23 protein-coding genes are annotated in these 25,372 nt (G+C 66.5%); 10 read left to right on the forward strand and 13 right to left on the reverse strand.

The window, feature by feature from the left end; translation table 11 throughout:
* The first annotated feature begins 92 nt into the window (after positions 1-92).
* Both HNP51_RS18370 and HNP51_RS15570 read left to right on the forward strand, forming a co-directional pair.
* A complete protein-coding gene (locus tag HNP51_RS18370) occupies positions 93-620 on the forward strand; it encodes a hypothetical protein (protein WP_221415960.1) in 528 nt (175 codons plus the stop codon).
* Complete coding sequence (locus tag HNP51_RS15570) at positions 617-1,387, forward strand: hypothetical protein (protein ID WP_221415959.1); 771 nt, start codon at positions 617-619, stop codon at positions 1,385-1,387. The genes HNP51_RS18370 and HNP51_RS15570 overlap by 4 nt, the downstream gene beginning before the upstream one ends.
* Here HNP51_RS15570 and HNP51_RS15575 read toward each other — a convergent pair.
* On the reverse strand, positions 1,351-2,574 hold the full coding sequence (locus HNP51_RS15575; RefSeq protein WP_184273024.1) for an integrase arm-type DNA-binding domain-containing protein: 1,224 nt from the start codon (positions 2,572-2,574) through the stop codon (positions 1,351-1,353). The genes HNP51_RS15570 and HNP51_RS15575 overlap by 37 nt on opposite strands.
* Positions 2,575-3,114: 540 nt before the next feature.
* Positions 3,115-6,075 carry a TonB-dependent receptor gene (locus tag HNP51_RS15580; protein WP_184273021.1) on the reverse strand — a complete coding sequence of 987 codons (2,961 nt, stop codon included), beginning with the start codon at positions 6,073-6,075 and terminating at the stop codon, positions 3,115-3,117.
* 225 nt (positions 6,076-6,300) lie between these two features.
* Between HNP51_RS15580 and HNP51_RS15585 the strand changes: the two genes are divergently transcribed.
* Positions 6,301-7,977 (forward strand): FAD-binding dehydrogenase, encoded by a 1,677-nt coding sequence (locus tag HNP51_RS15585; RefSeq protein ID WP_184273017.1) that lies wholly within the window; start codon positions 6,301-6,303, stop codon positions 7,975-7,977.
* A gap of 24 nt (positions 7,978-8,001) precedes the next feature.
* Complete coding sequence (locus HNP51_RS15590; RefSeq protein ID WP_184273014.1) at positions 8,002-8,871, forward strand: bile acid:sodium symporter family protein; 870 nt, start codon at positions 8,002-8,004, stop codon at positions 8,869-8,871.
* Between the two features lie 3 nt (positions 8,872-8,874).
* On the opposite strand, the gene HNP51_RS15595 is transcribed toward HNP51_RS15590, so the two are convergent.
* The 7 genes from HNP51_RS15595 to HNP51_RS15625 form a co-directional block, all read right to left on the reverse strand.
* Positions 8,875-10,614, reverse strand: coding sequence for an AMP-binding protein (locus HNP51_RS15595; protein ID WP_184273011.1), 1,740 nt, complete (start codon positions 10,612-10,614; stop codon positions 8,875-8,877).
* Positions 10,611-11,897, reverse strand: a complete 1,287-nt coding sequence (locus HNP51_RS15600; RefSeq protein ID WP_184273009.1) for an acetyl-CoA C-acetyltransferase — start codon at positions 11,895-11,897, stop codon at positions 10,611-10,613. Before HNP51_RS15600 ends, HNP51_RS15595 begins: the two co-directional genes overlap by 4 nt.
* Entirely contained in the window at positions 11,891-12,772 is an 882-nt protein-coding gene (locus HNP51_RS15605) for a MaoC/PaaZ C-terminal domain-containing protein (protein WP_184273006.1), read from the reverse strand. Before HNP51_RS15605 ends, HNP51_RS15600 begins: the two co-directional genes overlap by 7 nt.
* Complete coding sequence (locus HNP51_RS15610) at positions 12,769-14,109, reverse strand: 3-oxoacyl-ACP reductase (protein ID WP_184273003.1); 1,341 nt, start codon at positions 14,107-14,109, stop codon at positions 12,769-12,771. The genes HNP51_RS15605 and HNP51_RS15610 overlap by 4 nt, the downstream gene beginning before the upstream one ends.
* Entirely contained in the window at positions 14,109-16,604 is a 2,496-nt protein-coding gene (locus tag HNP51_RS15615; RefSeq protein ID WP_184273000.1) for an acyl-CoA dehydrogenase, read from the reverse strand. Before HNP51_RS15615 ends, HNP51_RS15610 begins: the two co-directional genes overlap by 1 nt.
* A 79-nt stretch (positions 16,605-16,683) precedes the next feature.
* Positions 16,684-17,130, reverse strand: coding sequence for a DUF2147 domain-containing protein (locus HNP51_RS15620; protein WP_184272997.1), 447 nt, complete (start codon positions 17,128-17,130; stop codon positions 16,684-16,686).
* A complete protein-coding gene (locus tag HNP51_RS15625; RefSeq protein ID WP_311769966.1) occupies positions 17,127-17,921 on the reverse strand; it encodes a Coq4 family protein in 795 nt (264 codons plus the stop codon). Before HNP51_RS15625 ends, HNP51_RS15620 begins: the two co-directional genes overlap by 4 nt.
* A 62-nt stretch (positions 17,922-17,983) precedes the next feature.
* Between HNP51_RS15625 and HNP51_RS15630 the strand changes: the two genes are divergently transcribed.
* Positions 17,984-18,595 (forward strand): TetR/AcrR family transcriptional regulator, encoded by a 612-nt coding sequence (locus HNP51_RS15630; RefSeq protein ID WP_184272994.1) that lies wholly within the window; start codon positions 17,984-17,986, stop codon positions 18,593-18,595.
* Between the two features lie 326 nt (positions 18,596-18,921).
* Here HNP51_RS15630 and HNP51_RS15635 read toward each other — a convergent pair whose 3' ends face one another.
* Positions 18,922-19,668 carry a hypothetical protein gene (locus HNP51_RS15635; RefSeq protein WP_184272991.1) on the reverse strand — a complete coding sequence of 249 codons (747 nt, stop codon included), beginning with the start codon at positions 19,666-19,668 and terminating at the stop codon, positions 18,922-18,924.
* 82 nt (positions 19,669-19,750) lie between these two features.
* Here HNP51_RS15635 and HNP51_RS15640 point away from each other — a divergent pair, with 82 nt between their 5' ends.
* Together HNP51_RS15640 and HNP51_RS15645 are read left to right on the forward strand one after the other, a co-directional pair.
* Positions 19,751-20,356, forward strand: coding sequence for a TIGR00730 family Rossman fold protein (locus HNP51_RS15640; RefSeq protein ID WP_184272988.1), 606 nt, complete (start codon positions 19,751-19,753; stop codon positions 20,354-20,356).
* 117 nt (positions 20,357-20,473) lie between these two features.
* Positions 20,474-20,770, forward strand: a complete 297-nt coding sequence (locus tag HNP51_RS15645) for a CC_3452 family protein (protein ID WP_184272985.1) — start codon at positions 20,474-20,476, stop codon at positions 20,768-20,770.
* 85 nt (positions 20,771-20,855) lie between these two features.
* Here HNP51_RS15645 and gltX read toward each other — a convergent pair whose 3' ends face one another.
* The 3 genes from gltX to HNP51_RS15660 form a co-directional block, all read right to left on the reverse strand.
* Positions 20,856-22,190, reverse strand: coding sequence for a glutamate--tRNA ligase (gene gltX, locus HNP51_RS15650; protein WP_184272982.1), 1,335 nt, complete (start codon positions 22,188-22,190; stop codon positions 20,856-20,858).
* A gap of 84 nt (positions 22,191-22,274) precedes the next feature.
* The gene (gene dksA, locus HNP51_RS15655) at positions 22,275-22,709 is read right to left on the reverse strand and encodes an RNA polymerase-binding protein DksA (RefSeq protein ID WP_184272979.1); all 435 of its coding nucleotides are present in this window, start codon (positions 22,707-22,709) and stop codon (positions 22,275-22,277) included.
* Between the two features lie 185 nt (positions 22,710-22,894).
* The gene (locus tag HNP51_RS15660) at positions 22,895-23,320 is read right to left on the reverse strand and encodes a flagellar assembly protein FliX (protein ID WP_184272976.1); all 426 of its coding nucleotides are present in this window, start codon (positions 23,318-23,320) and stop codon (positions 22,895-22,897) included.
* Positions 23,321-23,501: 181 nt separating this feature from the next.
* Between HNP51_RS15660 and HNP51_RS15665 the strand changes: the two genes are divergently transcribed.
* The 3 genes from HNP51_RS15665 to HNP51_RS15675 are packed head-to-tail and all read left to right on the forward strand — an operon-like array spanning position 23,502 to position 25,362.
* Positions 23,502-24,620: a flagellar basal body P-ring protein FlgI gene (locus HNP51_RS15665; RefSeq protein WP_184272973.1), complete on the forward strand. Its 1,119-nt coding sequence runs from the start codon at positions 23,502-23,504 to the stop codon at positions 24,618-24,620.
* A complete protein-coding gene (locus HNP51_RS15670) occupies positions 24,620-24,925 on the forward strand; it encodes a rod-binding protein (protein WP_184272970.1) in 306 nt (101 codons plus the stop codon). The genes HNP51_RS15665 and HNP51_RS15670 overlap by 1 nt, the downstream gene beginning before the upstream one ends.
* Positions 24,922-25,362, forward strand: coding sequence for a flagellar basal-body protein FlbY (locus HNP51_RS15675; RefSeq protein WP_184272967.1), 441 nt, complete (start codon positions 24,922-24,924; stop codon positions 25,360-25,362). Before HNP51_RS15670 ends, HNP51_RS15675 begins: the two co-directional genes overlap by 4 nt.
* Positions 25,363-25,372: the final 10 nt, after the last annotated feature.

Genomic DNA, 25,372 nt, shown 5'->3' on the forward strand with positions numbered 1-25,372 from the left:
CAGCCTGCTCCCGTTCTTCGGCGCATCGAGCCGCCGGTCCTTGAACGCCTGCGCCTATAACGGCGCCCGTCGCTTCGGAAAAGACCGGCCCTGTGGAACAGCTCGGCTTGAAAACACCCCGCAGCTTCACCGCGACAGAAACCAAGACCCAAGGCGTTCCGAAGACCGCTAGCAAACTCTCCCGCAAACGCGGTGGTTCCGCGATTGAACGTTGGATCAACCGGTTCATGTTCACGTCACTGGCGAAGCCGCTCAGCTCCGGCTATCTTCCCTCCATGGCCAATTCCTTCGCGACGCCCTCGAAATCGGTCCAGAAACGCGGCTCTGTGGTTTCCCGGCGCGCGACCAAGGGCGCGAGCTCCAAGGTCACCTTCAGCGGCGTGACGGTTATCGCTCCCAAACCCGCGTCCGCCGATGTCAAACGCAATGTGGCGATGAGCAGCGAAGCGCTTGAACGCGCCAAGAAGCGACTGATGCGCCCTGGCGTCCGTCTCTACGCCCGCAAGGATGTTCCGCTCTATTCCGCCGACCCTGACCGTCCCGGCGTCTTCATTCGCGAACTGAACGGCAAGACGGAGCGCGGCGTGCTGGAGAACGGGACCTTCAAGGTCACGGGTTGACCAGCCTCCGCGTCGCGGTAGACGCCATTCTCGCCGCCCAGATGCAGACAGAAAAACCGCTCGCCATCATCCTGGCGGGGCACAATGGCTCGGGTAAGTCCACCATGTGGCGCCGGTCCCTGGCCGACACTCTGCGGATTCCGCTGATCAATGCGGACCGGATGATGCTGTCCATTCTTCCCGAGGCCGGCGACGATGGATTCCTCGCGGCGTGGGCCGCTGAGCTTCGTGACACGGATCGCGGCTGGATGAGCGTGGCCCAGCAGGGCGTCAACGCCTTCGCGGGTCACGCGATGGCCGCTCAGGTGCCCTTCGCCATGGAGACGGTCTTCTCCTACTGGGAACCGCAGGAAGACGGCCGGATCCTGTCCAAAGTCGACCTAGTCCGAGACATGCAGGCGGCAGGCTATTTCGTGCTGCTGTTCTTCGTCGGCTTGGCCAATCCCGAACTATCCATCCTGCGCGTCCAGACGCGCGTGAGCAGCGGCGGCCACGGGATCGAGGAAGGCGTCTTACGACGCCGTTTCCCCAGGACTCAGCAGGCGATCAAGCTGGCCGTCGATGTCGCCGACGCCTCCATCCTCACGGACAACAGCCGGTCCCATAGGGAGGCCTTCACCGTCTGCCGCGTCCAGATCGGCGGCCAGGAGGAGTTCGACGTGCGGCGCTCCGCCTCCCCCGCCGCCCTGATTCTCAACTGGCTGGAGATCGTGGGGCCGGACGCTGAGGCTCAGGCTCCGCTCGAGACCGACCCAGGCAGGCAGTAGGCCGACCAAGCCTGCATGACCTCCCGTCGCTTTCGCAAGGCGTCGCTACGTCTGTAGGCCCGCTCGGTTTCGTCGCCGACGGCGTGGGCGAGGCATTCCTCGATGACCTCCCGGGCGTAATGCGTCTCGTCCCCCGCCCAGTCCCGGAAGGTCGAACGCATGCCATGAGGCGTGCAGCCCGGCGCCAGGTCCCGCAACAGCATGTCCATCGCCATGTTGGACATCACCCCGCCCTTGGGGCCCGGGAAGATCAGTTGATTGGGTCTGACCCGCGCGGGTCGGATCGCCTCCAGCACGGCCAGGGCGCCGACTGACAGGGGCTGGCGAAAGGCCCGCTCCTTCATACGGCTCTTGTCGAGCTCCCAGACGTCGTCCCGGATCTCGCCCCAGGTCGCCTCAAGCGTCATGGTCTCCCGCGACGCCGTGAGGATGGTGAACTCCAGCGCCCGAGCCGACATTCCCTGACTGTCTGCCAGACGCTTCATGAAGGCCGGTATCTGAACATAGGGCATGGCCGGCATATGCCCGCGCTGCAGCCGGGGACGCGGCGGCAACAGGTGGTTCAGATTGCCCTTCCACAGGGCCGGGTTTTCTCCGGTGCGCAGCTTCATGACCCGAGCGTAGTCCAGCACGCGCTCCAGCCGCTCGCGCAACTTGCCCGCGGATTCGGCCTTGGTCAGCCACATGGGCTGAACGACGGACAACACAGTCTCGACGTCGATCTCATCGATCGGCCTGTTCTTGATGGCCGCGGCATGACGCTCGATCGAGCGCATCCAGCCCGCCTTGGTCTTTCGGCCCCGCCAGCCGCCTTCCTGGGCCGCCACATAGTCCTTCCAGCACGCCAACAGCGTCGGCCGCCCTTCGACCCGAACCGGCCGGGGCGGATCCATAGGCGCCACGGGCGCGGGAATGGGGGCGGACTGACCGCACTCAAGAGGATCCCGCCCTGCCGCAACGGCCCGTTTCGCGGCGTCACGGGCGAGCCGGGCGTCAACCAGGGAGACGTCGAGGAAAGAACCCAGTCCCAGGTCCCTTCGTGCCCCACCCGAACGATAGCGATAGATCCAGCTGCGTCCGCCGGTCCCGGAGACGACGAGATAGAGACCGTCGCCGTCGGAATAGTAGCCCTTGCTCTTGAAGCCTCGGACACTTCGATCCGTGAGCTTGTTGACCTTCAAAGCCATGAACACGCCCCCCCGCAAATCAATCCGGAAACCTGATTCTAGTGGCTCCTCATTTCATTTCCACAGCCTTCCTTCCCATCCAGCTTCCCATCCACCAGACAAAAGCTTGTAGAAACGCGCCGAAACGGCTCGAAACGAAATGAAAAACACAACACATTGTATTGAAGCAGTTTTCGCGGAACCAACCGCACCTCGGCGACACGATATGGAAAACTATTTCCAGCCTCTACCCGCGGAGCCACTCGGGGGAATTAAAGCTCTGTTTCAGGAGCTTTCATTTGAACACCCTCACCTTTCAGCTGACGTCAAAGCAGGCAACGCCTGGCGGATTGTCCGCCGCCGCTTTTTAGCGACTTGACGGCAGGGCCAGACGGGACGCCGGACCGGGCAGCCGCCACCAGATCCGCCGATCCCGACACAATCCTCCCAGAAGACAGAAAACGCCGGGAGCCTGACAGCCCCCGGCGCATCCAGATGGACAGGTCGTTCAGACCCGTCCAGATTCCCTAAAATCATCAGGCAATACTTATCCGTTCGGCGTCAGAAGCGCTTCGATACACTGAAGGCCACAAGGCGCGGATCCAGGGTGAAGACGTTGCCGGTCAGACCGGTGTCGTCGCTGTTGGTGAAGGCGTCCGTCAGCGGCGCCTTGTCGAACAGGTTCTTGACGTAGGCCTGGAAGACCAGACCGTTGTCAGGCTGCTCCAGCGTCACCGACAGGTTGGCGTTGTCCCAGGCCCTCAGGCGGTCATACTCGGTGTTGTAGGCGCGGGCGTAGCTGCTGCCCTGATAGTAGTAGTCACCACGGACCGTCAGATCCCATCCGCCGAGGAAGAAGGTGTATTGGGCCCCGATATTGGCGGTCCAGTTCGGCGAATTGGGCAGCTCATTGCCGCTGAGATCAGCCTCGAACCCGCGCCCGCCGTTGGGGGCGTCGGTCAGAGGATTGTAGGTGAAGTTGAACAGACGCCAGAGCGGCACGATGGATGCGTAGTTCGGGTCGAAGCTGCCGGTGCGCTGGGAACCGCCGCACAACCCCTGAAGCGCGAGCGTTTTGAAATTCTCAGCGTAGCTGGACGCCAGGATGGTTTCGACATGCTTGGTAGGGGCGATACAGTTCGACGGCACCTGCAGCCAGGGGCGCAGCACCATCCAGTCTGCATTGCCCTGGGTCCGGTTCATGATGTCGATGGAACCTTCGCCATCGCCGATCCGCGTGTTCAGATAGCCGATATTGGCGTCCACGCGGAAGTTGCGATTGGGTCGGAAGATCGTCTCCAGCTCCACCCCCATGCTGCGGGCGTCGAAATTCTCGTTCAGAGAAATACGGTCCTCAATCTTCGACACCTGATAGTCGTCGTAGTCATAGTAGAAGGCCGTCATATTCAGACGCACCTTGCCGTCATACAGGGAGTTCTTGGTCCCGATCTCGAAAGCGTTGACATATTCCGGGTCGAAGGTTTCAGCCAGAGGCTGATACTGGATCACCTTCGGGTTGATATCGACGCGCGGGGGATTGGCCCCGCCCCCCTTATAGCCGCGCGCAAACGAGGCATAGACCAGGGTGTCGTCGGTGAACCGGGTCACAGGCTTCCAGTCCAGCACCAGACGCCCGGTGACGGCATCCCAGCTTTGATCAATGTCCGGCAAGGCCGGATAGCCCTGACTGACATAGCCGCCCGACATCGGCCCCGGATTGCCGCGGTCCGCCCCCAGCAGCAACTGACTGGGATAGGGGGTGCTGACCTTGCGATCGTCCGTGTAACGCAAGCCTGCGGTCAAACGCACAGTCGGGGTCAGATCCCAATAGCCCTCGCCGAACACAGCCCACGACCGGGTATGAATGACGTTCTTGCTACGGAAATAGTTGTGCCCGTCGCCAGCCAGATTGGCGATGGGCGTCGGATCGACATAGACGCACTCCTTGGTCGCCTGAGGAGTGCAAAGAAGCGGTTGCCGCCCTATGTTCGCAGGCAGCCCTACTGCAACATTGTAATAATATTCCGCCAAGAACGTGAATACATTATTGAACACGTAGTAATCATCTTGCGACTTGAAGTCTAAATAGTTCGCACCAAGGCTAAAATTAAATCTACCATCAAAATCAGACTGAAGCCTCAACTCCTGCGTCCACTGCCTATTGTTCGACTGACTTACATCCGCAGACAGCATACGATTAGACGTTCCCAACTGAGGGTCCGTGTAATACCCGCCAGGAAGAGCCGACGGTCCAATGATTAACTTACCAAAAGGATCTCTCTGACCGTCGGTGTTGCTGAAGATGGGGTTAGAGACAAATCGGTTGTAGTCCTGCGAGGAATAGTAGGCGTCCTCGGCATAGGCCGTTTGAGAAATCAGCTTCAGACGATCAGTCAGGTCGTACGCCATATTGAACTGGGTGACGTCGTTCTTCACGCGAAAGACCGGATCATAGCTGGTCGAGATCTCGCGCAGATTGCGCGACTGCGTCACACCCGCATAGGGGTCGGTGCCCAAGGGCACGCCCACTATCGTCTTTCCTTGGGCGTCGTTGCCAAAGGACAGCGAAGCCAGGAAGATATGGGCGAAGGCGCCGCCGTTAGGGACGCCATAGGCCGCATCGTCATACAGTGAGCCGGGCAGACAGCCCTGACTCAAACGGTTGCGGATCAGTTGCGAGGTGATGGTGACCTTGCCCACCTTGGTCGGGCCGGGATCGGTGGTGCAAAGCTGCTTGCCTGTGCGAGACCGATTGTCGTCCTCCTCGAAATGCTCCCAGATCAGATTGGCCTCGAACCTGTCATTGGGCTCCCACGCCGCGGACAGTCGGGTGGTGTAGAGGTCACGCCCGTTGACCGTGGTGCCCTTGAAGGTGTTCTGGTCAAAGCCCTCGCGCTTGGTCAGGCCCGCCACCGCGCGCACCGAGAAGGTTTCCGTCAGAGGGATGTTGACCATCATCTGACCGCGCATGGAGCCGTAGTTGCCGGTTTCCGCCTTCAGCAGGGCGTCGAAATCAGGCCCCGGCAGGTTGGGGATCATATTGACCACGCCGCCGGTGGCGTTGCGGCCATACAGAGTCCCTTGCGGGCCGCGCAGCACTTCAACCCGGTTCACATCCAGGTATTCCTGCTCGAACAGGCGGTTGCGGATCAGGGGGGTGTTGTTGAAGCTGACCGCCACCGCAGGGTCGGACGAAGCCGAGATGGCCTTGGTCCCGATCCCGCGGATCGTGAAGTTGTACATGCTGAAGTTGGCCTTGGAGAAGGTCACGTTCGGGACAGCCCGAACCAGCTCCGCCCCGCCCTCGATCTTCAGCGCATCCAGGCTTTCGGCTGAGAAGGCCGACACGGCGATCGGCACGTCCTGAATGGATTCTTCCCGTTTCTGAGCGGTGACGATGATGTCTTCAACCACCGTGGCGTCGTTCCCGGGCGCGGTCTGAGCCAGCGCCGGCGCCGCTATGGACAATGCCAGAAGTGATACAGTCGCGGCCAAGCGCGCATGAACGACGGAAGTCGCCATTTAAACCCCTCCCCAGGGTGCGGCCCGTTCCCAACGAACCGCAACGTTTCCACACCGCCGATATAGCTCCGCCGACCGGGGCGGCGCCGGTAGCGGTTAACCCCAGACGATCACGCTACTCACCCGCCTGTCAATACATATTAACACGCATGTTGGCCGAGGAAATCCTCGTTTCATATTGACAGTTGTGTTAGCTGTTCTGCCGTCGAATGTCGGGGAGAGCGCATGGACGGGGACGTCATCGTGGTGGGCGGGGGGCTGGCCGGACTGGTGGCCGCCCATGAGCTGGTTCAGGCGGGCAAGCGCGTCGCCCTGGTCGATCAGGAAAACCCGGCCAACCTGGGCGGCCAGGCCTTCTGGTCGTTCGGCGGGCTGTTCCTGGTCAACTCGCCGGAGCAGCGGAAGCTGGGCGTGCGCGACAGCGTCGACCTGGCCTGGCGCGACTGGCGGGGCAGCGCGGGCTGGGACCGTCTGGACGGGCCGCTGGCCGAGGACGACTGGGCGGTGCGGTGGGGCCGCGCCTATGTCGAGTTCGCCGCTGGCGAAAAGCGCGCCTGGCTGAAACAGCATGGAATCAGCCTGACCCCCATGGTCGGCTGGGCTGAGCGCGGCGGGGGGCAGGCCTTTGGCCACGGCAATTCCGTGCCGCGCTTTCATGTCGCCTGGGGCACGGGGACCGGGGTGTCAGAGCCCTTCGCCGACCGCGCGCGAACGGCGGCGAAGGATGGGCGGCTGACCTTCCACCACCGTCGCCGGGTCGACCGCCTGCTGGTCGAGGGCGGGCGCGTCACCGGGGTTGCGGGCGCGATCCTGGCCTCCGATGACGCACCGCGCGGCGCCCCCTCGAACCGCAACCGGATCGGCGATTTCACCCTGAGGGCCGGGGCCGTCGTCCTGGCTTCAGGCGGCATCGGCGGCGACCATGAGAAGGTGCGGCGCTTCTGGCCCGAGCGGCTGGGATCGCCGCCGAAGTCGATGATCACCGGCGTTCCCGCCTATGTCGACGGGCGGATGCTGGACATTGCGGGCGAAGCCGGCGCCCGGCTCGTGAACCGCGACCGCATGTGGCACTACGTCGAGGGGGTGCAGAACTGGGATCCGATCTGGCCCAAGCACGCCATCCGCATCCTGCCCGGCCCGTCGCCGCTGTGGCTGGACGCCCTGGGGCGGCGGCTGCCCTCGCCCGGCCTGCCCGGCCACGACACCATGGCCACGCTGAGGCATCTGCGAACCACGCCCGATCTGGCCGAACACGACCACTCCTGGTTCATCGTCAGCCAGAAGATCCTGGAAAAGGAATTCGCCCTGTCGGGGTCGGAGCAGAACCTCGACATCACCGAGCGCAAGCTGCTGAAGGTGCTGATGGCGCGCCTCGGCAAGGGCGCGCCGCCTGCGGTGGACGCCTTCAAGCACAAGGGCGCCGACTTCGTCTTCGCCGATGACCTGGAGACGCTGGTCGCCAGGATGAACGGCCTGACCGAGCGGCCTCTGCTGGACCCGGCCCTGGTCCGTCGTCAGGTCGAGGACCGCGACGCCCAGATGGACAATCCCTACGCCAAGGATTTCCAGGCCATGAGCATCCACAACAGTCGCCGCCACCTGGGCGACAGGCTGGCGCGGACGGCGACGCCGCATCGCCTGCTGGATCCCAAGGCCGGGCCGCTGATCGGGGTCAGGCTGCACGTTCTGACGCGCAAGTCGCTGGGGGGGCTGCAGACCGATCTGTCGAGCCAGGTGCTGAAGGCCGACGGGACGCCGTTCGAGGGACTATACGCCGCAGGCGAGGCTGCGGGCTTCGGCGGCGGCGGATTGCATGGTTACAATGCGCTGGAAGGCACCTTCCTGGGCGGGTGCATCTTCTCGGGCCGGGCAGCTGGGCGCGCCCTCGCCGGTCGGGTCTGAGGTTTCTCGGGGGAGGAAAAGACCATGGATTCACCCTTGGCCATGATCGGTCTGCCGATCGCGCTGGGCGTCATCATGTTCGGGCTGGGGCTGGACCTGACGCCCGGCGACTTCGCTCGCATCGGCAAGCGGCCCAAGGCGGTCGCCCTCGCCCTGGCCTGTCAACTGCTGCTTCTGCCGGCCGTCTGTTTCGGCCTGGTGCTGCTGTTCCGGCTGCCGCCGGTTCTGGCCGTGGGGATGATGTTGCTGGCGGCCTCGCCCGGCGGGACCACGGCCAATCTCTACAGCCACCTGTTCCGCGGCGACGTAGCCCTGAACATCAGCCTGACGGCGATCAACTCCGTCATCGCCGTCCTGACCCTGCCGGTGATCGTCAACCTGTCCATCGCTTGGTTCCAGCCGGGCGACATGACCGTGGGGCTGCAACTGAAGAAGACCATTGAGGTCTTCATGATCGTGCTGGCGCCGGTCGGTCTGGGGATGCTGGTGCGCGGCTTCAAGCCCGGCTTCGCCCGCGCCATGGACAAGCCGGTCCGGCTGGCCTCGGTCGTCATCCTGACCCTGGTGATCGCCGGGGCGGTCGTGTCCAACTTCGCCGTGCTGAAGGACGACTTCATCGCCCTGGCCGGCATCGTCGTCAGCTTCTGCGTCCTCAGCCTGGGCATTGGTTTCATCGTCCCGCGCCTGTTCCGCATCAACCGCGAGCAGCCGATCGCCAGCGCCTTCGAGGTCGGGCTGCACAACGCCACCCTGGCCATCGTCATCGCCGAGTCGGTGCTGGCGGTCCCGGACATGTCCCTGCCGGCGGCGGTCTATGGCGTGCTGATGTTCCCGCTGGCGGCGGTGTTCGGCCTGCTGATCACGCGCAAGCGGTTACCCACAACGGCTGCCTAGTCCTCAGCGCAGCTCGCGCCGCAGCACCTTGCCCACCGCCGTCTTGGGCAGGGGCTCCGACCGAAACTCCACCAGACGCGGCACCTTGTAGGCCGTCAGCTGCCCCCGGCAGTGGGCGATCAGCATGTCCGCCGTCAGCTCGGGCGAACGCGGCACGACGACGATCTTGATCCGCTCGCCCTGCACCGGGTCCGGCACCCCGACGGCGGCGACCTCCTCGACCAGGGGATGAGACGCCACGACGTCCTCGATCTCGCCCGGATAGACGTTGAAGCCCGAGACCAGGATCATGTCCTTGATCCGGTCCACCAGCCGTACCCGGCCATTGGCCTGCATCACGCCGACGTCGCCAGTGGCCAGCCAGCCGTCCGCCGAAATAGCCTTGGCCGTCTCGTCCGGCCTCTGCCAGTAGCCCAGCATGACCTGCGGCCCGCGCACGCACAGCTCGCCCGGCTCGTCGATCCCGGCCCAGCTGCCATCGTCACGCCGCATCCGCACCTCGGTAGAGGGCACCGGCAAGCCGACCGTGCCGTCAAAGCCCATGGTCTCGGGATGGGCCAGATCGACCCGCCCGATGCAGACCACCGGCGAGGTCTCGGTCAGGCCGTAGCCGTCCACCAGAGGCGCGCCCGTCACCGCCTCCCACTCCTCGGCCACCACCTTCTGCGTCGCCATGCCGCCGGCGATGGTCAGCTTCAGGTCCGAGAAGTCGCGATTGCGGAAAGCCTCGGTCTTCAACAGGCTGGAAAACAGGGTGTTCAGCCCCGTCATGCCGACGAAGCGCTCCTTCCTCAGGATCCATTCCACCCGTTTTGAATCGCGCGGATTGGCGATCAGGATGTTCCGTCCCCCCGCCCCGGTGAACATCATCAGGTTCGCCGTCAGGGAGAAGATATGATAGAGCGGCAGCATGGTGACGTTGCCGACTGCCTCGCCCTGATCGATCTGATCCAACACCCAGGCGCGGCCCTGCAGCGTATTGGCCAGGATGTTGCGGTGGGTCAGCATGGCCCCCTTGGCCACCCCCGACGTGCCCCCGGTATATTGCAGGAAGGCGATGTCTTCCGGCTGGGTTTCAACCGGCTTCAACGTCAGCCGTCGCGCCCGCCGCATCAGGGCCTTCCAGCCCTGCGCGTCGGGCAGACGATAGGGCGGAACCAGCTTCTGCACATGGCGCATCATGGCGCTGACGGCGACGCCCTTCAGGCCTAGCATCATGTCGCCCATCGCCGTGACGATGATGTGACGGACCTGGGTCCCCTCGCGCGCCTGCTCCAGCGTCTTGGCGAACATGTCCATGACCACGATGGCCACCGCGCCGCTGTCCTTCAGCTGGTGATGCAGTTCGCGCGGCGTGTAGAGCGGGTTGACGTTGACCACCACGGCCCCGGCGAACAGCACCCCGAACAGGGCCGTCGGATACTGCAGACAGTTGGGCATCATCAGCGCCACCCGGTCGCCGGGCTGGACCCCGACCGATTGCAGCCAGGCGCCGAAGGCCTTGGCCGCGCTCAGCACATGGCCATAGGTCAGGGCCGTGCCCAGGCTGACATAGCCGGGGCGCTCGGCGAAGCGGCGCGAGTCCGCCTCGAACATCTGCGGCACCGAGGTCCAGCGCGCCAGCTCGTCCTCGATGCAGGCCGGCACCCCGGCGCGATAGTGAGCGGTCCAGAACCGCTCGGCCCACAGCCGGTCCGCCTCGGCGGCGGCGGCGGCGGCGCTTTCGACAGCCAGATCGCTCATTTCTCCACCACCGCCACCACGCCCTGACCGCCTGCCGCGCAGATCGAGATCAGGCCGCGTCCGCCCCCGCGCCGGTCGATCATGGTCGCCAGATTGGCCAGGATGCGCCCCCCCGTCGCCGCGAAGGGATGCCCCGCCGCCAGCGAGCCGCCGTTGACGTTCAGCTTGCTCATGTCGATGGCCCCCGGCGCCCGCTCCAGCCCCAGACGGGTCCTGGCGTAGTCGTCATCCTGCCACGCCTTCAGGGTGCACAAAACCTGAGCCGCAAAGGCTTCGTGGATTTCGTAGAGGTCGAATTCCTGCAGCGTCAGGCCGAGCCTGGCCAGCATCCGCGGCACGGCGTAGGCGGGCGCCATCAGCAGCCCCTCGTCGCCCTTCACAAAGTCCACCGCCGCCGTCTCGCCGGTGCGCAAGTAAGCCAGAACCGGCAGGCCGCGCGACCTGGCCCAGTCCTCGCTGGCCAGCAGCACGGTCGAGGCCCCGTCGGTCAGCGGCGTCGAGTTGGCCGCGGTCAGCGTGCCGTTGGCGCGGTCGAACACCGGCTTCATCGTCGCCAGCCTGGCCGGGTCAATGTCCGGCCTCAGGTTGTTGTCGCGCTTCAGCCCCCGGAAGGGCGTGACCAGGTCGTCAAACAACCCAGCATCCCAGGCGGCGGCGGCGTTGCGGTGGCTGGCCACGGCTAGGGCGTCCTGATCCTCGCGCGGGATGGCCCAGCGCTTGGCCATCTGCTCGCAGCTCTCGCCCATCGACAGGCCGGTGCGCGGCTCGGCGTTGCGCGGCGGCTCGGGCCTGAACGGCGCGCTCAGACCGGCCCCCAGCAGGGCCTTGATGCGCCCGCCTGTGGTCTTCTCGCGGTTGGCGGCAAGCAGGGCCTTGCGGAACTTCTCATTGAGCCCGATCGGTGCGTCCGAGGTGGTGTCCACCCCGCCGGCGATCCCGACCTCGATCTGACCCAGGGCGATCTTGTTGGCCACCAGAATGGCCGCCTCCAGCCCGGTGCCGCAGGCCTGGCTCACGTCATAGGTCGGGGTGTCGTGGCCGATGGTGGTATCCAGCAGGCTCTCGCGCGTCAGGGCGATGTCGCGCGAGAGCTTCAGCACCGCCCCCGCCGCCACCTCGCCCAGCCGCAGGCCGTGCAGGTTGTAGCGATCGGCCAGACCTTGCAGCGCCGCCGTCAGCATCTCCTGATTGGAGGCCTCGGCATAGGCGGTGTTCGACCGCGCAAAAGGAATGCGATTGCCGCCCAGAATGGCGACCCGGCGCGGGGCGGAAGCGGTCAGCATGCAACACTATCCTCAGGCGAAAGGGTCAACCGACCCCGCAGATGGGCGCGCGCGCCGGTGGCGTCGCGGACGTCGAAATCACGGATGTCGCCAGAAGGGCCCACATAGAGACCGACCTGTCCCGGCAGGAAGAGCGGGGCGCGGAAAGCGACCTCGACCTCGGCGGCGTCCAGCGGCGCCTGTGGCGACAGGGCGGCGACGGCCCGCGCCTTGGTCCACATCCCATGCGCAATGGCCCGGCGAAAGCCGAACAGCCGCGCCCCCAGGGCCGAGGTGTGGATCGGATTGGCGTCGCCCGAAACCCGGGCGTAGCGACGGCCCAGATCGGCCGGAAGGGTCCAGGTCTCGACCAGCCGGTCGGCGTCCTTGCCGGTCAACAGCGGCGCCGGATCGCCCCGTCCCGGACGGCCGAGACGCAAGTAGACGCTGAGCCCCTCCAACACCGTCGCGCCGTCGCGCGTCGCCGTGGTTTCCAGCGTAAAGGCCTGCCCCTTGTCGTGGCTCAGAAACCGTCCCGGCTGCGCCGTCAGCGTCAGCCGGTCGCCGATGCTCAGCCGCGCCTGCTGGCGGATACGGTTGTGCAGATGCACCAGCCCCATGGCCGGATAGGGAAAGTCCGCCCCCAGCATCAGACGCATCTGCAGCGGAAAGGCCAGAATATGCGGCCATGTGATCGGCACGCCCTGCTCGGGCGCAAACCCGCACAGCCGGGCATAGGCGCCGACGGCCTCGGCCTCCAGAACGACCTCGCGCTGCAGCGCGCGCGGCGGCAGCACCGCCTCGCCGCCTTTGGCCCGCAGCATCCCCCGCAAGGCTCCGCCGACAACGGCGGCGCCCGATAGCGGCGCGTCGAACCGCTCAATCACCGCCGTCATGCGCCCAGCAGGCTCTGGCCGCAGACGCGCACCACCTGTCCGTTGACGCCGCCCGAGGCCGGATCGGCCAGCCAGGCGATGGTCTCGGCCACATCCACCGGATGGCCCCCCTGCCCCATGCTGTTCATCCGCCGCCCGGCCTCGCGGATGGCGAAGGGAATGGCGGCGGTCATCTGCGTCTCGATGAAGCCGGGGGCCACGGCGTTGATGGTGATCCCCTGCCCCGCCAACTGCGGGGCCAGCCGCCGCACCGCCCCGATCCAGGCGGCTTTCGACAGGGCATAGTTGCTCTGGCCCATATTGCCGCCGATGCCGCTCAGCGAGGACACGGCGATAATCCGCCCGTTGGGGCGCATCCCCCCGCCCTCGACCAGCGCGCGGGTGATGGCCAGGGGCGCCGACAGGTTGACCGCCATGACGCTGTCCCACTCGCGCGGCTCCATCCGGGCCAGGGTGCGGTCGCGGGTGATGCCCGCATTGTGGATCACCACGTCATAGCCGCCGCGCGCGCGGGCATCGGCCAGCAGGGTTTCCGCAGCGTCAGGCGCCGTGATATCCAGCGCCAGGGTCTCGACGCCCAACTCGGCCTTCAGGGTCGACAGACCTTCCGCCGCCCCGGCCACGTCCAGAGCCACAACCTGCGCCCCCTCGACGACGAACAGGCGGGCGATGGCCTTGCCGATGCCGCGCGAGGCGCCGGTGACCAGCACGCGCCGCCCTTTATGACCCGCACCCGCCTCACCCGTCGCGACCGGCGTCACGACCCGGATCGGCTGGCCCGAGACATAGGCCGAGCGCGGCGACAGCAGGAAGGCCAGCGTGCTGCCGGCGGCGTCCTCCGCCCCCGGCGCGACATAGAGCAGGTGGACGGCGATACTGCGCCGCGCCTCCTTGGCCAGAGAGCGGACGAAGCCTTCCAGCCCGCGCTGGATCGCCTCGCCCTCGGCGTCGGCCATCAGTTCAGGCGGCGTGCCGATCACCACGATGCGGCCATGCTCGGCCACCGAGCGGATGGCCTGATGGAAGAAGCGATAGAGGCTCTGAGCCGAGGCGGCGTCAGCGCAGTTAGAGGCGTCGAACACCAGCCCGCCATAGCGCACGTCCGGCGACCACTCGGCGTGGGTCTTCTGCCCCGACGCCCCGGCCAGACGCCCCAGGGTCGCGGCCAGACGCCCGTTCCCGTCTTCGTTGGGGGCAGGCCCCAGCAACAGAGGCCCGACCAGGCCCGTCCCCGCCTCGGCGCGACGACGCAGGGGGGCGGGACGCGGCAGGCCCAGGGCCCCCGTCAGCCAGCCGCCGACGCCGGAGTTGGCGAAGTCCAGATACCGGTCGCTCATCAGGCCGCCTTCTTCGTCGTCTTGCGGGGTGCGATTTCCGCCGCTTGTCGCCGGTCCAGCCCAGCGGCGATGTCGAAGTCGGCGGGGAAGTCGTCCACCTGGATCGCCTGATCGGCATAGGTCGCGAAGCGGGCGATCACCGCGCGCTCAGCAGCATCAATCAGCCCTAGCTCTTCGGCCTTGGCGGCCCAGTCGTTGAGCAGGGTCAGGTTCTGCGGCGCACGAGCGATGCGGCCCGCACGGATGGCGTCCTTCAGTCGACGCTCGATGGCCTCGACCTGAGGATAGAGGTCAAAGGCGACGATGGTGGCGGCAATGGGATCAACCTCGATCCGCGCCGACCAGGACCCAGCGGTCAGGCGGTCGCGCGCCGGGCCGTGCATCTGGATCAGACCGGCGACGGCGGCGGCGCAGGCGTCGTTCGGCTGGGGCGTCCTCAAACCAAACGGCGCCCCGACCAGTTTCAGGAACAGGGCCGCGCCCCGGTTCGGGTGGTTGGCCAGAAGATCGCGCCACGCCGTCCCGGCTCGCGCCAGTGCGTCCTGCGCCGCCCAGTGGACGAAGGGCAGATCCTCAGCGGGACGGCCCTCGTCCTCGAACCGCTTCAGCACGCTGGACAGGATGAAGAGCTGGGACAGGATGTCGCCCATCCGCCCGGTCATGGCGCCCTTGCGCTTCAGCGCACCGCCGACGGTGGCCATCGATAGGTCCGAGGCCAGGGCCAGCAGGGTCGAGAGCCGCGTCGCCGCGCGGTAGTAGCGCCTCAACTGCGGGGCCGCCCCACCTGGCGCCGCGATCAGCAGACCGCCCGTCAGGCTGAAGGTCAGCGCCCGCGCCATATTACGGAACAGGAAGCCGACATAGCCGAACAGGGCCGCGTCGAACGGCTTGACCTCGCTCGCCCCCGCGGTCCGCATCAGGGTCAGGACATAGGGATGGCAACGGATGGCGCCCTGACCATAGATGATCAGGGTGCGGGTCATGATGTTGGCGCCCTCGACGGTGATGGCGACCGGAATCTGCTGATAGGCGCGGGCCAGGAAGTTGCCCGGCCCCATGCAGACGCCCTTGCCGCCGACCACGTCCATGCCGTCATTGATGATGAGGCGGGCGCGCTCGGTGACGTGATACTTGGCGATGGCCGAAACGACCGAGGGCTTCTCGCCCTGATCCAGCGCCGCCGCCGCCAGACGCCGCACCGCGTCCGTGGCGTAGAGATGCCCGGCCATGCGGGCCAAGGCCTCCTGCACGCCCTCGAAGGCGCCGATGGGCTGGTTGAACTGACGACGGATGGCCACATAGGCCCCGACCATGCCCACGGCCAGCTTGGACATGCCGACATTGGACGATGGCAAGGAGATGGCCCGGCCCGCGGCCAGACATTCCATCAGCATCCGCCAGCCGTTCCCGACCTGCTCGCGCCCGCCGATGACCATGTCCATCGGCACAAAGACGCCGTCGCCCGTGGTCGGACCGTTCTGGAAGACCGCGTTCAGCGGCCAGTGGCGCCGTCCGATCTCGACCCCTGGATGCTCGCGCGGGATCAGGACGCAGGTGATGCCCGGCTCGGCCTCAGTCCCCAGCAGGCCGTCGGGGTCCATGGCGCGAAACGCTAGGCCCAGCACCGTCGCGACCGGGGCCAGGGTGATGTAGCGCTTGCGCCAACTGATGCGGAAACCCAGGGTCTCCACGCCGTTCCACATCGCCTTGCAGACCACGCCCGTATCGGTGATCGAGGCGGCGTCGGATCCGGCATAGGGGTTGGTCAGGGCGAAGCAGGGGATTTCCTCGCCGCGCGCCAGACGCGGCAGATAGTGGTTCTTCTGGTCTTCCGTGCCGTAGTGCAGCAGCAGCTCCGCCGGACCGAGCGAGTTGGGCACCATGACCGAGACCGCCGCCACCGAGCAGCGCGTCGACAGCTTCTGGATCACCTGGCTGTGGGCATAGGCGGAGAAGCCGAGACCGCCGTAGGCCTTGGGAATGATCATGCCCAGGAAGCCCTTATCCTTGGCGTAGGCCCAGGCCTCGGGCGACAGGTCCTGCCAGACCGAGGTGGTCTCCCAGTCGTTGGCCAGGTCGCACAGATGCTCGGCCTCTTGGTCGAGGAAGCTCTGTTCCTCGGGCGTCAGGACCGGCGCCGGGGTGGCCAGCAGCCGCTTCCAGTCCGGCTTGCCCGCGAACAGCTCGGCGTCCCACCAGACGCCGCCAGCCTCGACCGCCGCCTGTTCGGTCGGGCTCATCTTCGGCATGATCCGGCGGAAGCCCGCCATGGCCGGGCGCGACAGGATGGCGCGACGCAGGGGCGTGACGGTCAGCAGCAGGAGCACCGGCGCAGCGGCCGCCGCCATGATCGCCGCCGTCGTCGGCGCGATCAGCTCCGCCCCCCAGCCCGCCGCGATCCAGGCGGCGGCGGCGACGCTCCAGATCGCCATCCGCGCTTGAACCAGGGTCAGGATGAAGCCCCCCAGGGCCAGTGCGCCAATCCAGATCAGCATGGTCGGTCTTCCCCTCGCCGACACGGTCCCCCCGTCGGCCTCTCGCGTTACAGTCGTCGGTCGTCAGCGGGCGGCGGAGTCAGCGCGCCCGCGTCCAGGTCTGGGTCCGGCACAGCATCCGCGCGATGCAGCCCCGCACCGCCAGCCGGTCAGGATCGATCAGGGTCAGCGTCCCCGTCGCCGCCCCCTGACCGCTGTCCGGGTCGTAGAGCGGCCCAGCGGTCCAGACGCGCGGCCCGCCGGACGCGGCCCGCAGCACCGTCAACCCCTTGATCGGTCGGGTCCGCAGGGCTGGATCGCGATTACGCACATCGCGCTGATCCGGATTGGCGCGCAGGGCCGCCGCATCCACCACCCGGGCGCACAAATCAGCGCCGCAACGCTCGATGGCCACGACTCCGTTCTGGGCCGGCGTGCGCCACTTCCCCAACAGGGCGAGGTCGGATGACCCGCCGCCCTGCCCCATGACGGGCGCCACAGCGGCGATCGTCAACACGGTCGCCAGAACCAGGGTGGCGGACTTCATCCCTTGCCGCCCTGATAGGCGTTGCGGACCGCAGGCGGCACGCGTTGATAGATGGTCGGCGTCGGGATCTTCAGGCGACGACGGGCGACGTCCAGCGGCTCGGCGAACAGGCGCTCATAGTCTTCGCCCGGCAGCCAGGCGGCGCGCCGCCCGTCGCGCCAGGCCTGAAAGACAGCCCGCGCGCACGGGTATCCGGTGCGGGCGCGCATGAACTGCACTGCAATGCCCGAGGCGATCAGGCCGAAGCCGGCGCTGCGCGTCTGCGGCAGCGAAAACGCCACCAGACAGGCCTCGCCCAGGGCATCGGCCTGATAGCCGGTCAGGACGTGCCAGATGTCATGCACGTCGCGCATCCGGCGCGCGAACCAGGCGCGCGGGTGGGCCGCCTCGATCTCGCTGTCGGCAATCTTGCGGCTCTCATCGGCCAGGCCATAGGCCGAGAAGTTCTGCGCGTCGATGAAGTCGCGATAGGCGGCGCCGACCGTTCCCGGCCCGAACTGAGCCAGCCAGGCCCGATCCTGCAATCGGTCCGCCAGCTCAAGCCGACGATAGGCCTGGGCGCCGCCTTCCGGCGTTTCCAGCAGACGACTGTACCCCCAGTCGGGCGACCGCCCCGACAGGGCGTTCATGATTTCGAACACCTGTTCGGTGTCGTCCTTGTCCGCCACCAGGCGGCGCATGGCGCGCAGGGCGCGGATGGGCTGCACCCGATGGGCGGTCAGTTGAGACGGCTGGCGGACATCCGCTTCGCCGGTAAGGTCGAAAGTGGCGAGACTTGAGACAGCTTGCACTTGCGGGTTCCTTTGCGGAAGCCTAGAAGACAGAGCTATCTACATGAATGTCATTTACACCCATGTCAATTGATCAGATCGAAAAACCGCGTCGTCGTCGCCGATCGCCTGACGAGGCGCGTCGCGAAGCCGTAGAGGCGGCCCGCGCCCTGCTTCTATCGGGCGGCCCCAATGCGGTGACCCTGTCGGCGGTCGCCGCGGACATCGGCGTGACCCACGCCAATCTGATCCACCACTTCGGTTCAGCGGCGGGCCTGCAATCGGCGCTGATGGGATCCATGGTGGCCGATCTCAGTCGGGCCCTCGACACGGCGATCGCCCGACTGCGCACCGACGAGGGCGCACCGCTGGAACTGGTCAACGCGGTGTTCGACGCCTTCGCTGCGGGCGGCGCGGGTCGCCTGGCGGCCTGGATCGCCCTGTCCGGCGACCTGTCGCATCTGGAGCCCGTCCGCGCCGCCGTGCGCGACCTGGTCGAGGCCATCGCCGAAAAGATGGGCGACGACGGCGCGGCGCGCGAGCGGATCGGCTCCGCTGTCCTGTTCATCGCCCTCAGCGCCTTTGGCGAAGCCCTGATCGGCCCGCCGCTGCACGACATGCTGGATCAGCCCGATGACGCCACGCGCACGGTGGTCGCCGGCCTCCTGCCCCGTTTCCTGGTGCGGAACGACTGACTACCGGGCCGCGCCCCGCTCCAGGCCCGCCGGACAGCCGTGGAGACGGGAGCGGCCCTTACCTATCGCGTTCATATTTCATGGGTTTTCATCATTTTCGTCGGTGGTCGGCTTGCCGGGACTGGATGAAAGCTGCTACGCGCCGAGCCCCTTCGCGGGCTCTTTCTCATTCAGCTTGCACGGTCGCGTGCACAGAAAAAAACCCGGCGCATTTCGCGCCGGGCTAAAGTCGTTCGATGATGGTGGGTGTCCTCGAAGATAAGAAGACAAGGCCCTTGATCGACCGGTTTGGTTAATGAAACGTTAATCGTCTCATTTCGGCACGGCTAGTCAGGAAACCAGCTGGTTTGGCGCGCAGACCCCGACAGGGCGTTCGTCACTCTCCACCCCTCGCCAGAGCGCTCAATACGGCTGCCCTGGTCAGCGGGCTCGACGCGCCCCGGCCCTGGATAGGCGAATTTAACACCGCCCACGATGATGGAGGCGGGTCGATCCGATAGGTTCGGCAATGCCGCAGTCCAGCGCCCCTCACGATCAGCGATGACTGCAACCTCTGCCCCGCCGTCCGCCGCCACGATCACCCCGCTGCCCGGCCTGGCTCGTCCCGACGCCACAACCCCCTGACCGTCGCCGTCCACTGAATCCAGCGCAGGACCGCTGGACAACCTCCGGCTGGCGCCGCCCTCGACCAGCAAGGCCGCAACTGGCGCTTCACCTCCCGTCAGCAGAAGCCTTTCCGGCCCCGACGCCGGAAACTGTCCGATCTGAACTTCGGGCTTCAGGATGACCGCTCCGGGCATGACGCCGACGTGCAGCTCAAATCGCCCCTCCCTGTCTGCGCCCGCAGCAAAGGCCAGATCCTGGCCGCCGCGCAAGATCACACGAGCGCCGGGCGGCGCATCGCCGCGAACGACCAGCCCCTCGCCTTGCCGCTCCACGACTCTGATGCGTGGCGAAGGCGTCCAGCCGTCACTCTGGCGCGCTTCTTCGCCGGTCGAACGTTCCACCGGCGCGTTGCAGCCTGCCAGGGCCAATGCAGCGCCCGCCCATGCGACGACAATCCGACGTTTCATCCTGACCCATGTAGAGATATGCCTATTCCTCTCAGATAGCGCGGCCGAGGCCGCCCTGTCTCCCTTCCTGTATCGAGGCTCCATGTCTTTGCCGCCCGCCACCATCGCTCCCTTTGACGGCCGTTCGGTCTGCCTGTTCTGCGGCTCGTCCGATGGCGCTGATCCGCAGTACGTCCAGGCCGCCAGCGCCTTCGGCACGGCGACGGCCGAGGCGGGCTGGCGGCTGGTCTATGGCGGCGGAGGCGTGGGCCTGATGGGCGCCTCGGCGCGTGCGGCGCACGAAGCCGGCGGCCGCGTCGTCGGCATCATGCCGGCCTTCCTGCGCAGCCGCGAACGCCTGTTCGACGACGTCGAGACCGTGGTCGTCACCTCGATGCACGAGCGCAAGCAGCTGATGTACGATCAATCCGACGTCTTCGTTGTGGCCCCGGGCGGCATCGGCACCCTGGAAGAAGCCATCGAACTGCTGTCGTGGAAGCGGCTGGATCTGCACGCCAAGCCGGTCATCTTCCTGAACCTGAACGGTTTCTGGGAAAACTACTTCGCCCTGATCCGCCACAGCGTGCGCGAAGGCATGACGCCCGCCAGCTTCCTGGACGCCTACATTAGCGTCGACACGGTCGAAGAGGCCGTCATCGCCATGAAAAAGGCTGACGAAACGCCGCACTTGAAACATGATCATCGGTAAGTAAACGTGGGTCAGTAAACGCTGATCCGTTGCTTCGAAACCGCATTGACAGTTTCCAAAGAAAACGGACTATGGCGTCACAAGGGCGAGCGCCCTGCCCCTTTCGGAGTCTTGTCCATGCGTGCTCTTCTCATCGCTGCGGCCCTGTTTGTCGCCGCCCCCGCCTTCGCTGCTGATGCCCCGGCCACCAGCCTGACGCTGGCGGATGCGGCCAAGGCCCCCGCCGGCCGCGTCATCGTCGACGGCGCCGCCTGGCGCTGCGAGGGCGCGACCTGCACCGCCTCGGGCGGCGCCAACCAGCCCGCCGCGCGCGCCTGCCGCCGCGTCGTCGCCAAGCTCGGCCCGGTCACGGCCTTCAGCTACAAGGGCGAGGCTCTTGACGAACAGGCCCTGGCGACCTGCAACGCAGGCTGATCCAGCAGCCTTTGCGCTGAAAACGAAAAAGGCCGCCTTCGCGAGAAGGCGGCCTTTCTTGTATCTGGCTTGGAGCTTGAGGGGCTTAGGCCGCCTCGCCCTTCAGACGGCGCACGATGGCTTCACGACCGATCAGCGGCGCCATGGCCGCCATGTCCGGTCCGTGCGCCTGTCCGGTCAGGATCAGGCGCAGCGGCATGAACAGCCCCTTGCCCTTGGCGCCGGTCTTTTCCTTCACCGCCGTCGTCCAGGCCGACCATGCGCCCGCGTCGATGACCTCGGGCAGGACTTCCAGAGCCGCAGCCGCAAAGGCCGGGTCCTCGATCACCGGCGTGACCGGGCCGGTGACGATCCTGGCCAAGTCGGCCACGTCGGCGAACTTGTTCAGGTTCCCCCGGACGGTGTCCCAGAACACCTCGCCCAGATCGACCCCCAGCGCCGCCAGACGCGGCTGCGCCTCGGCATAGGTCATGCCGTGCAGGGCCTGGGCGTTCAAACGGTCCAGATCGGCGGTGTCATAGCGCGCCGGCGAACGACCCATCTTGGAGAAGGCGAAGGCAGCGCCCAGGGCCTCGACCGAAGCCGCGATCTCCAGATTGTCCGAGGTGCCGATCTTGCCCAGGTGGCTGGTGATCGCGATGGGCTCATAGCCCTGGTCGCGCATGTCGCTGATCGACAGTGAGCCCAGACGCTTGGACAGGGCAGCGCCGTCGGCGCCGACCAGCAGCGGCATATGGGCGAAGCCCGGAACCTTGGCGCCCAGAGCCTCGAAGATCTCGATCTGCGCCCCCGTGTTGGTGACGTGGTCTTCGCCCCGGATGATGTGGGTGATGTCCATGTCGATGTCATCGACCACCGACGGCAGCGTATAGAGGAACAGGCCGTCCTCGCGGATCAGCACCGGGTCCGACATCGAGGCGGTGTCCACCTCGGCGTGACCGCGCGCCAGGTCTTCCCAGGCGACGCGCTTGCCATCCAGCTTGAAGCGCCAGTGCGGACGACGACCCTCGGCCTCATAGGCGGCCTTCTCGGCCTCGGTCAGTTCCAGCGCGGCGCGATCATAGATGGGCGGCAGACCGCGCGACAGCTGCACCTTGCGGCGGCGATCCAGCTCGTCCGAGGTCTCATAGCAGGGATAGAGGCGACCCGACGCTTTCAGGCGAGCGGCGGCCTCTTCATAGCGGTCGAACCGCTTGGACTGGTTGTAGCGCTCGTCCCAGACCAGACCCAGCCAGGTCAGGTCGGTCTCGATGCCGTCCTCGAACTCTTGCGTCGAACGGGCCAGATCGGTGTCGTCGATACGCAGCACGAAGGAACCGCCCTGCCCCTTGGCGAACAGCCAGTTCACCAGAGCGGTGCGGACATTGCCGACGTGCAGCTTACCCGTAGGCGACGGGGCGAAACGAACCTTGACGGACATGGGGGATCAACGACCTCGATAGGAAGGCGGCTTGGTCGCGCCGCTGTCCGCTCAAGTCAAGTCGATCCGCCCAATCCGTATGGATCAATCGTCCCGATGGACCCGTTCGCGGCGCTCATGCCGCTCCTGAGCCTCGACCGACATCGTCGCCGTCGGCCGCGCTTCCAGTCGGCCCAGGCCGATCGGTTCGCCCGTGTCCTCGCAATAACCGTAGGACCCGTCCTCGATCCGGCGCAGCGCATCCTCGATCTTGGAGATCAGCTTGCGTTGCCGGTCGCGGGTTCGCAACTCAAGCGCCCGGTCGGATTCCGACGAGGCCCGGTCCACGATATCCGGATGGTTCTCGGTTTCAGCTTTCAGATTAACAACAGTGCCCTTGGATTCGCGAAGAATGTCATCCTTCCACGCCAGAAGCTTGGCCTTGAAATAGGCCAACTGCCGCTCGTTCATAAACGGCTCGTCGTCGGTAGGACGGTAAACCACCGTATCCCCCTCGATCACAGACGCTAATGCGTTCATCGCACTCACGCTCATTTGTCTGCGCCCCCCTGCGGCGCACTGGCCGTATAGGCAAGGCGGAGAGTCGCGGCAATGGTGTTCGCGTCTCCGTGATATGGCAGAGCTAAACAAATGCGGCGGCAGTGTGGCAAAATGTCCTCACCTCACACCGCCCACCGCATTTCAGCTGCGCTTTCCGAGACTTCCTACGCGCGTGCTCGGGCCGTTTCCGCCTTGGCCATCTCCACGGCGGCGCGCAGATCAATCTGATCCAGCACGCCCTTCAAGCCTGGATCGCGATCGTCAGGGCGCTCCTCGCGCAAACTGCGCGCCAGCCGCTCCAGCGCCGGAGCTCCGTCCTGACCGTTCAGCAGCGCCAGTTTCAGCTCATCCAGCCGGTCCAGCAGACCGCCGCCGCGCCGGATCGCCCGGCGTCGGCGCTCGGTGGCGTCCTCGACCCCTTGCAGAGCCATCAAGGCCGACACCCCCGCCACGCTGGACGCGGACGAGGTCGCAGCCGCCGAAGCCGGGCCGGATGCGCCGCCGCTGGCCGGCAGGCTGAAGCCGCCCGCCGAACGTGTGGCGCGCGCGCCTTGCGATGATGTAGCGCCCGAAGGGCCGGTGACCTTCATGATCAATGCTCCCGATCAGCCTGGACCATCGGCCACGACCGTCACCGCTTGGTTAACGCCCCGGCAAATTCTGCCGTTAGACCAAGCCATCAATCTCCATTAGCATTGAATCTAAAAGGCTTTTTTGGCGGCACAAACTTCGCATGGTTAATCGCGAACGCCTCCAAGGGACGTCTTTCGTATGCAGAAGTTGCTCACCGCCCTCCTCGCCTCCGCTTCCGCCGCGCTGATTCTGGCTGCGACGCCGAGCGCGGTCGAGGCTCAGTCGCGGATCAAGGACATCGTCTCGATCGAGGGCGTCCGCACCAACCAGCTGGTCGGCTACGGCCTGGTCGTTGGCCTGAACGGCACGGGCGACAGCCTTCGCAACTCGCCCTTCACCCGCCAGTCGCTGGAAGGGATGATGGAGCGTCAGGGCGTCAACATCCGCGGCGCCAACCTGAACACCAAAAACGTCGCGGCGGTCATGATCACCGCCGACCTGCCGCCCTTCGCCACGCCAGGCTCTCGCCTGGACGTCAGCGTCTCGGCCATGGGCGACGCCAAGAGTTTGCTGGGCGGCACCCTGCTGGTCACCGCCCTGCAAGGCGCCGACAGCGAAGTCTATGCGGTGGCGCAAGGGTCCGTTCAGACCGGCGCCGTCTCGGCCTCGGGCGGGTCGGGCTCCTCGGTCACGCGCGGCGTGCCGACCGCCGGCCGCATCGCCTCGGGCGGCGTGGTCGAGCGTGAGACGGGCTTTGACCTGTCGGCCATGCCCATCGTGCGCCTGACCCTACGCAACCCCGACTTCACCACGGCCCAGCGCGTCGCCGCCGTCATCAACCAGGCCTATCCCAACAGCGCCCTGGCCGAGAACGGCACGGTCGTCGCCGTCCGCTCGCCCCAGACCATGGGCATGGCCGGCTTCATCAGCCAGGTCGAAAACCTGCCGGTCCGGGTCGACACCCCCGCCAAGGTCATCATCGACGAGGTCAACGGCGTCATCGTCATGGGCGACGCCGTGCGCATCTCCACCGTCGCCATCGCCCAAGGCAACCTGACCGTCTCGGTTCAGGAAAACCCCCTGGTCAGCCAGCCCGAGCCCTTCAGCCGCGGCGGCCAGACGGTCGTCGTGCCGCAATCCAACGTCTCGATCGAAGAAGAAACCGGTCGCCAGATGCGCATCGTCAACGGCGGGGCCTCGCTGTCCACCGTGGTCAACGGCCTGAACGCCCTGGGCGTCAGCCCCCGCGACATGATCAGCATCCTGCAGGCCATCAAGGCCGCCGGCGCCCTGCAAGCCGACATCGAGGTGATGTAATGGACGCCCTGCCCGTCGCCGCCGACGCCCTGAACCCGATCAACCCGACCGCCAAACGCGGCCAGTCGCCCGAGCAGATGCGCGAAACCGCCCAGGCTTTCGAGGCCAGTTTCCTGTCGCAGATGCTGAAGCCGATGTTCGAAGGCCTCGAAACCGACGGCGCCTTCGGCGGCGGGGAAGCCGAGTCCACCTGGCGCAGCTTCCTGATCGACGCCATGGCCAAGCAGGCCGTCAAGACGGGGGGCATCGGCCTGTCCGACACCGTCATGTCCGAAATGCTCAAGATGCAGGAACAGCCCGCGTGACCGCAGACGTCGAAACCTCCACCCTGCGTGCGCGCCAACTGATCAACCTGACGGCAGCCCTGACCGAACGGCTTGCCCTCGAGCGCGACGCCTTCCGCGCCCACCGCGCCCAGGACGTTGCGGTCGGCATGGCCGAGACCCAGGAACTGGCCAACCTCTATCGCCGCGAGTCGGCTCAGGCCAAGGCCGCGCCCGCCTTCCTGTCCGTCATTCCTTCTGACGTGCGCGACGACCTGATTGCCGCCACCCAGGCCTTCGAAGCCGTGCTGGCCGAGCACGCCTCGACCGTCGACGCCGCCCGCCAGGTCTCCGAAGGCCTGGTCCGCACTATCGCCGCCGAGGTCGCGGGCGCCCGCGCCCAGGGCGCCGGCTACGGCGCCTCGGGCCGCGCTACCGAGGGCGACGGCCGCGCCGTGGCCCTTAACCGCAAGGCCTGATTCCGCTCAC

This window comes from Brevundimonas bullata, from assembly GCF_014207965.1.
Classification (GTDB): domain Bacteria; phylum Pseudomonadota; class Alphaproteobacteria; order Caulobacterales; family Caulobacteraceae; genus Brevundimonas; species Brevundimonas bullata_A.

Excerpts from the sequence above, each read along its gene's own strand:
- HNP51_RS15580 (WP_184273021.1), bottom strand. The coding sequence starts at position 6,075 with ATGGCGACTTCCGTCGTTCATGCGCGCTTGGCCGCGACTGTATCACTT.
- HNP51_RS15635 (WP_184272991.1), bottom strand. The coding sequence starts at position 19,668 with ATGAAACGTCGGATTGTCGTCGCATGGGCGGGCGCTGCATTGGCCCTG.
- dksA (WP_184272979.1), bottom strand. The coding sequence starts at position 22,709 with ATGAACGCATTAGCGTCTGTGATCGAGGGGGATACGGTGGTTTACCGT.
- gltX (WP_184272982.1), bottom strand. The coding sequence starts at position 22,190 with ATGTCCGTCAAGGTTCGTTTCGCCCCGTCGCCTACGGGTAAGCTGCAC.
- HNP51_RS15590 (WP_184273014.1), top strand. The coding sequence starts at position 8,002 with ATGGATTCACCCTTGGCCATGATCGGTCTGCCGATCGCGCTGGGCGTC.
- HNP51_RS15585 (WP_184273017.1), top strand. The coding sequence starts at position 6,301 with ATGGACGGGGACGTCATCGTGGTGGGCGGGGGGCTGGCCGGACTGGTG.
- HNP51_RS15665 (WP_184272973.1), top strand. The coding sequence starts at position 23,502 with ATGCAGAAGTTGCTCACCGCCCTCCTCGCCTCCGCTTCCGCCGCGCTG.
- HNP51_RS15640 (WP_184272988.1), top strand. The coding sequence starts at position 19,751 with ATGTCTTTGCCGCCCGCCACCATCGCTCCCTTTGACGGCCGTTCGGTC.
- HNP51_RS15630 (WP_184272994.1), top strand. The coding sequence starts at position 17,984 with ATGTCAATTGATCAGATCGAAAAACCGCGTCGTCGTCGCCGATCGCCT.
- HNP51_RS15595 (WP_184273011.1), bottom strand. The coding sequence starts at position 10,614 with ATGAGCGATCTGGCTGTCGAAAGCGCCGCCGCCGCCGCCGCCGAGGCG.
- HNP51_RS15660 (WP_184272976.1), bottom strand. The coding sequence starts at position 23,320 with ATGAAGGTCACCGGCCCTTCGGGCGCTACATCATCGCAAGGCGCGCGC.
- HNP51_RS15620 (WP_184272997.1), bottom strand. The coding sequence starts at position 17,130 with ATGAAGTCCGCCACCCTGGTTCTGGCGACCGTGTTGACGATCGCCGCT.
- HNP51_RS15615 (WP_184273000.1), bottom strand. The coding sequence starts at position 16,604 with ATGCTGATCTGGATTGGCGCACTGGCCCTGGGGGGCTTCATCCTGACC.
- HNP51_RS15575 (WP_184273024.1), bottom strand. The coding sequence starts at position 2,574 with ATGGCTTTGAAGGTCAACAAGCTCACGGATCGAAGTGTCCGAGGCTTC.
- HNP51_RS15600 (WP_184273009.1), bottom strand. The coding sequence starts at position 11,897 with ATGCTGACCGCTTCCGCCCCGCGCCGGGTCGCCATTCTGGGCGGCAAT.
- HNP51_RS15610 (WP_184273003.1), bottom strand. The coding sequence starts at position 14,109 with ATGAGCGACCGGTATCTGGACTTCGCCAACTCCGGCGTCGGCGGCTGG.
- HNP51_RS15670 (WP_184272970.1), top strand. The coding sequence starts at position 24,620 with ATGGACGCCCTGCCCGTCGCCGCCGACGCCCTGAACCCGATCAACCCG.
- HNP51_RS15605 (WP_184273006.1), bottom strand. The coding sequence starts at position 12,772 with ATGACGGCGGTGATTGAGCGGTTCGACGCGCCGCTATCGGGCGCCGCC.
- HNP51_RS15645 (WP_184272985.1), top strand. The coding sequence starts at position 20,474 with ATGCGTGCTCTTCTCATCGCTGCGGCCCTGTTTGTCGCCGCCCCCGCC.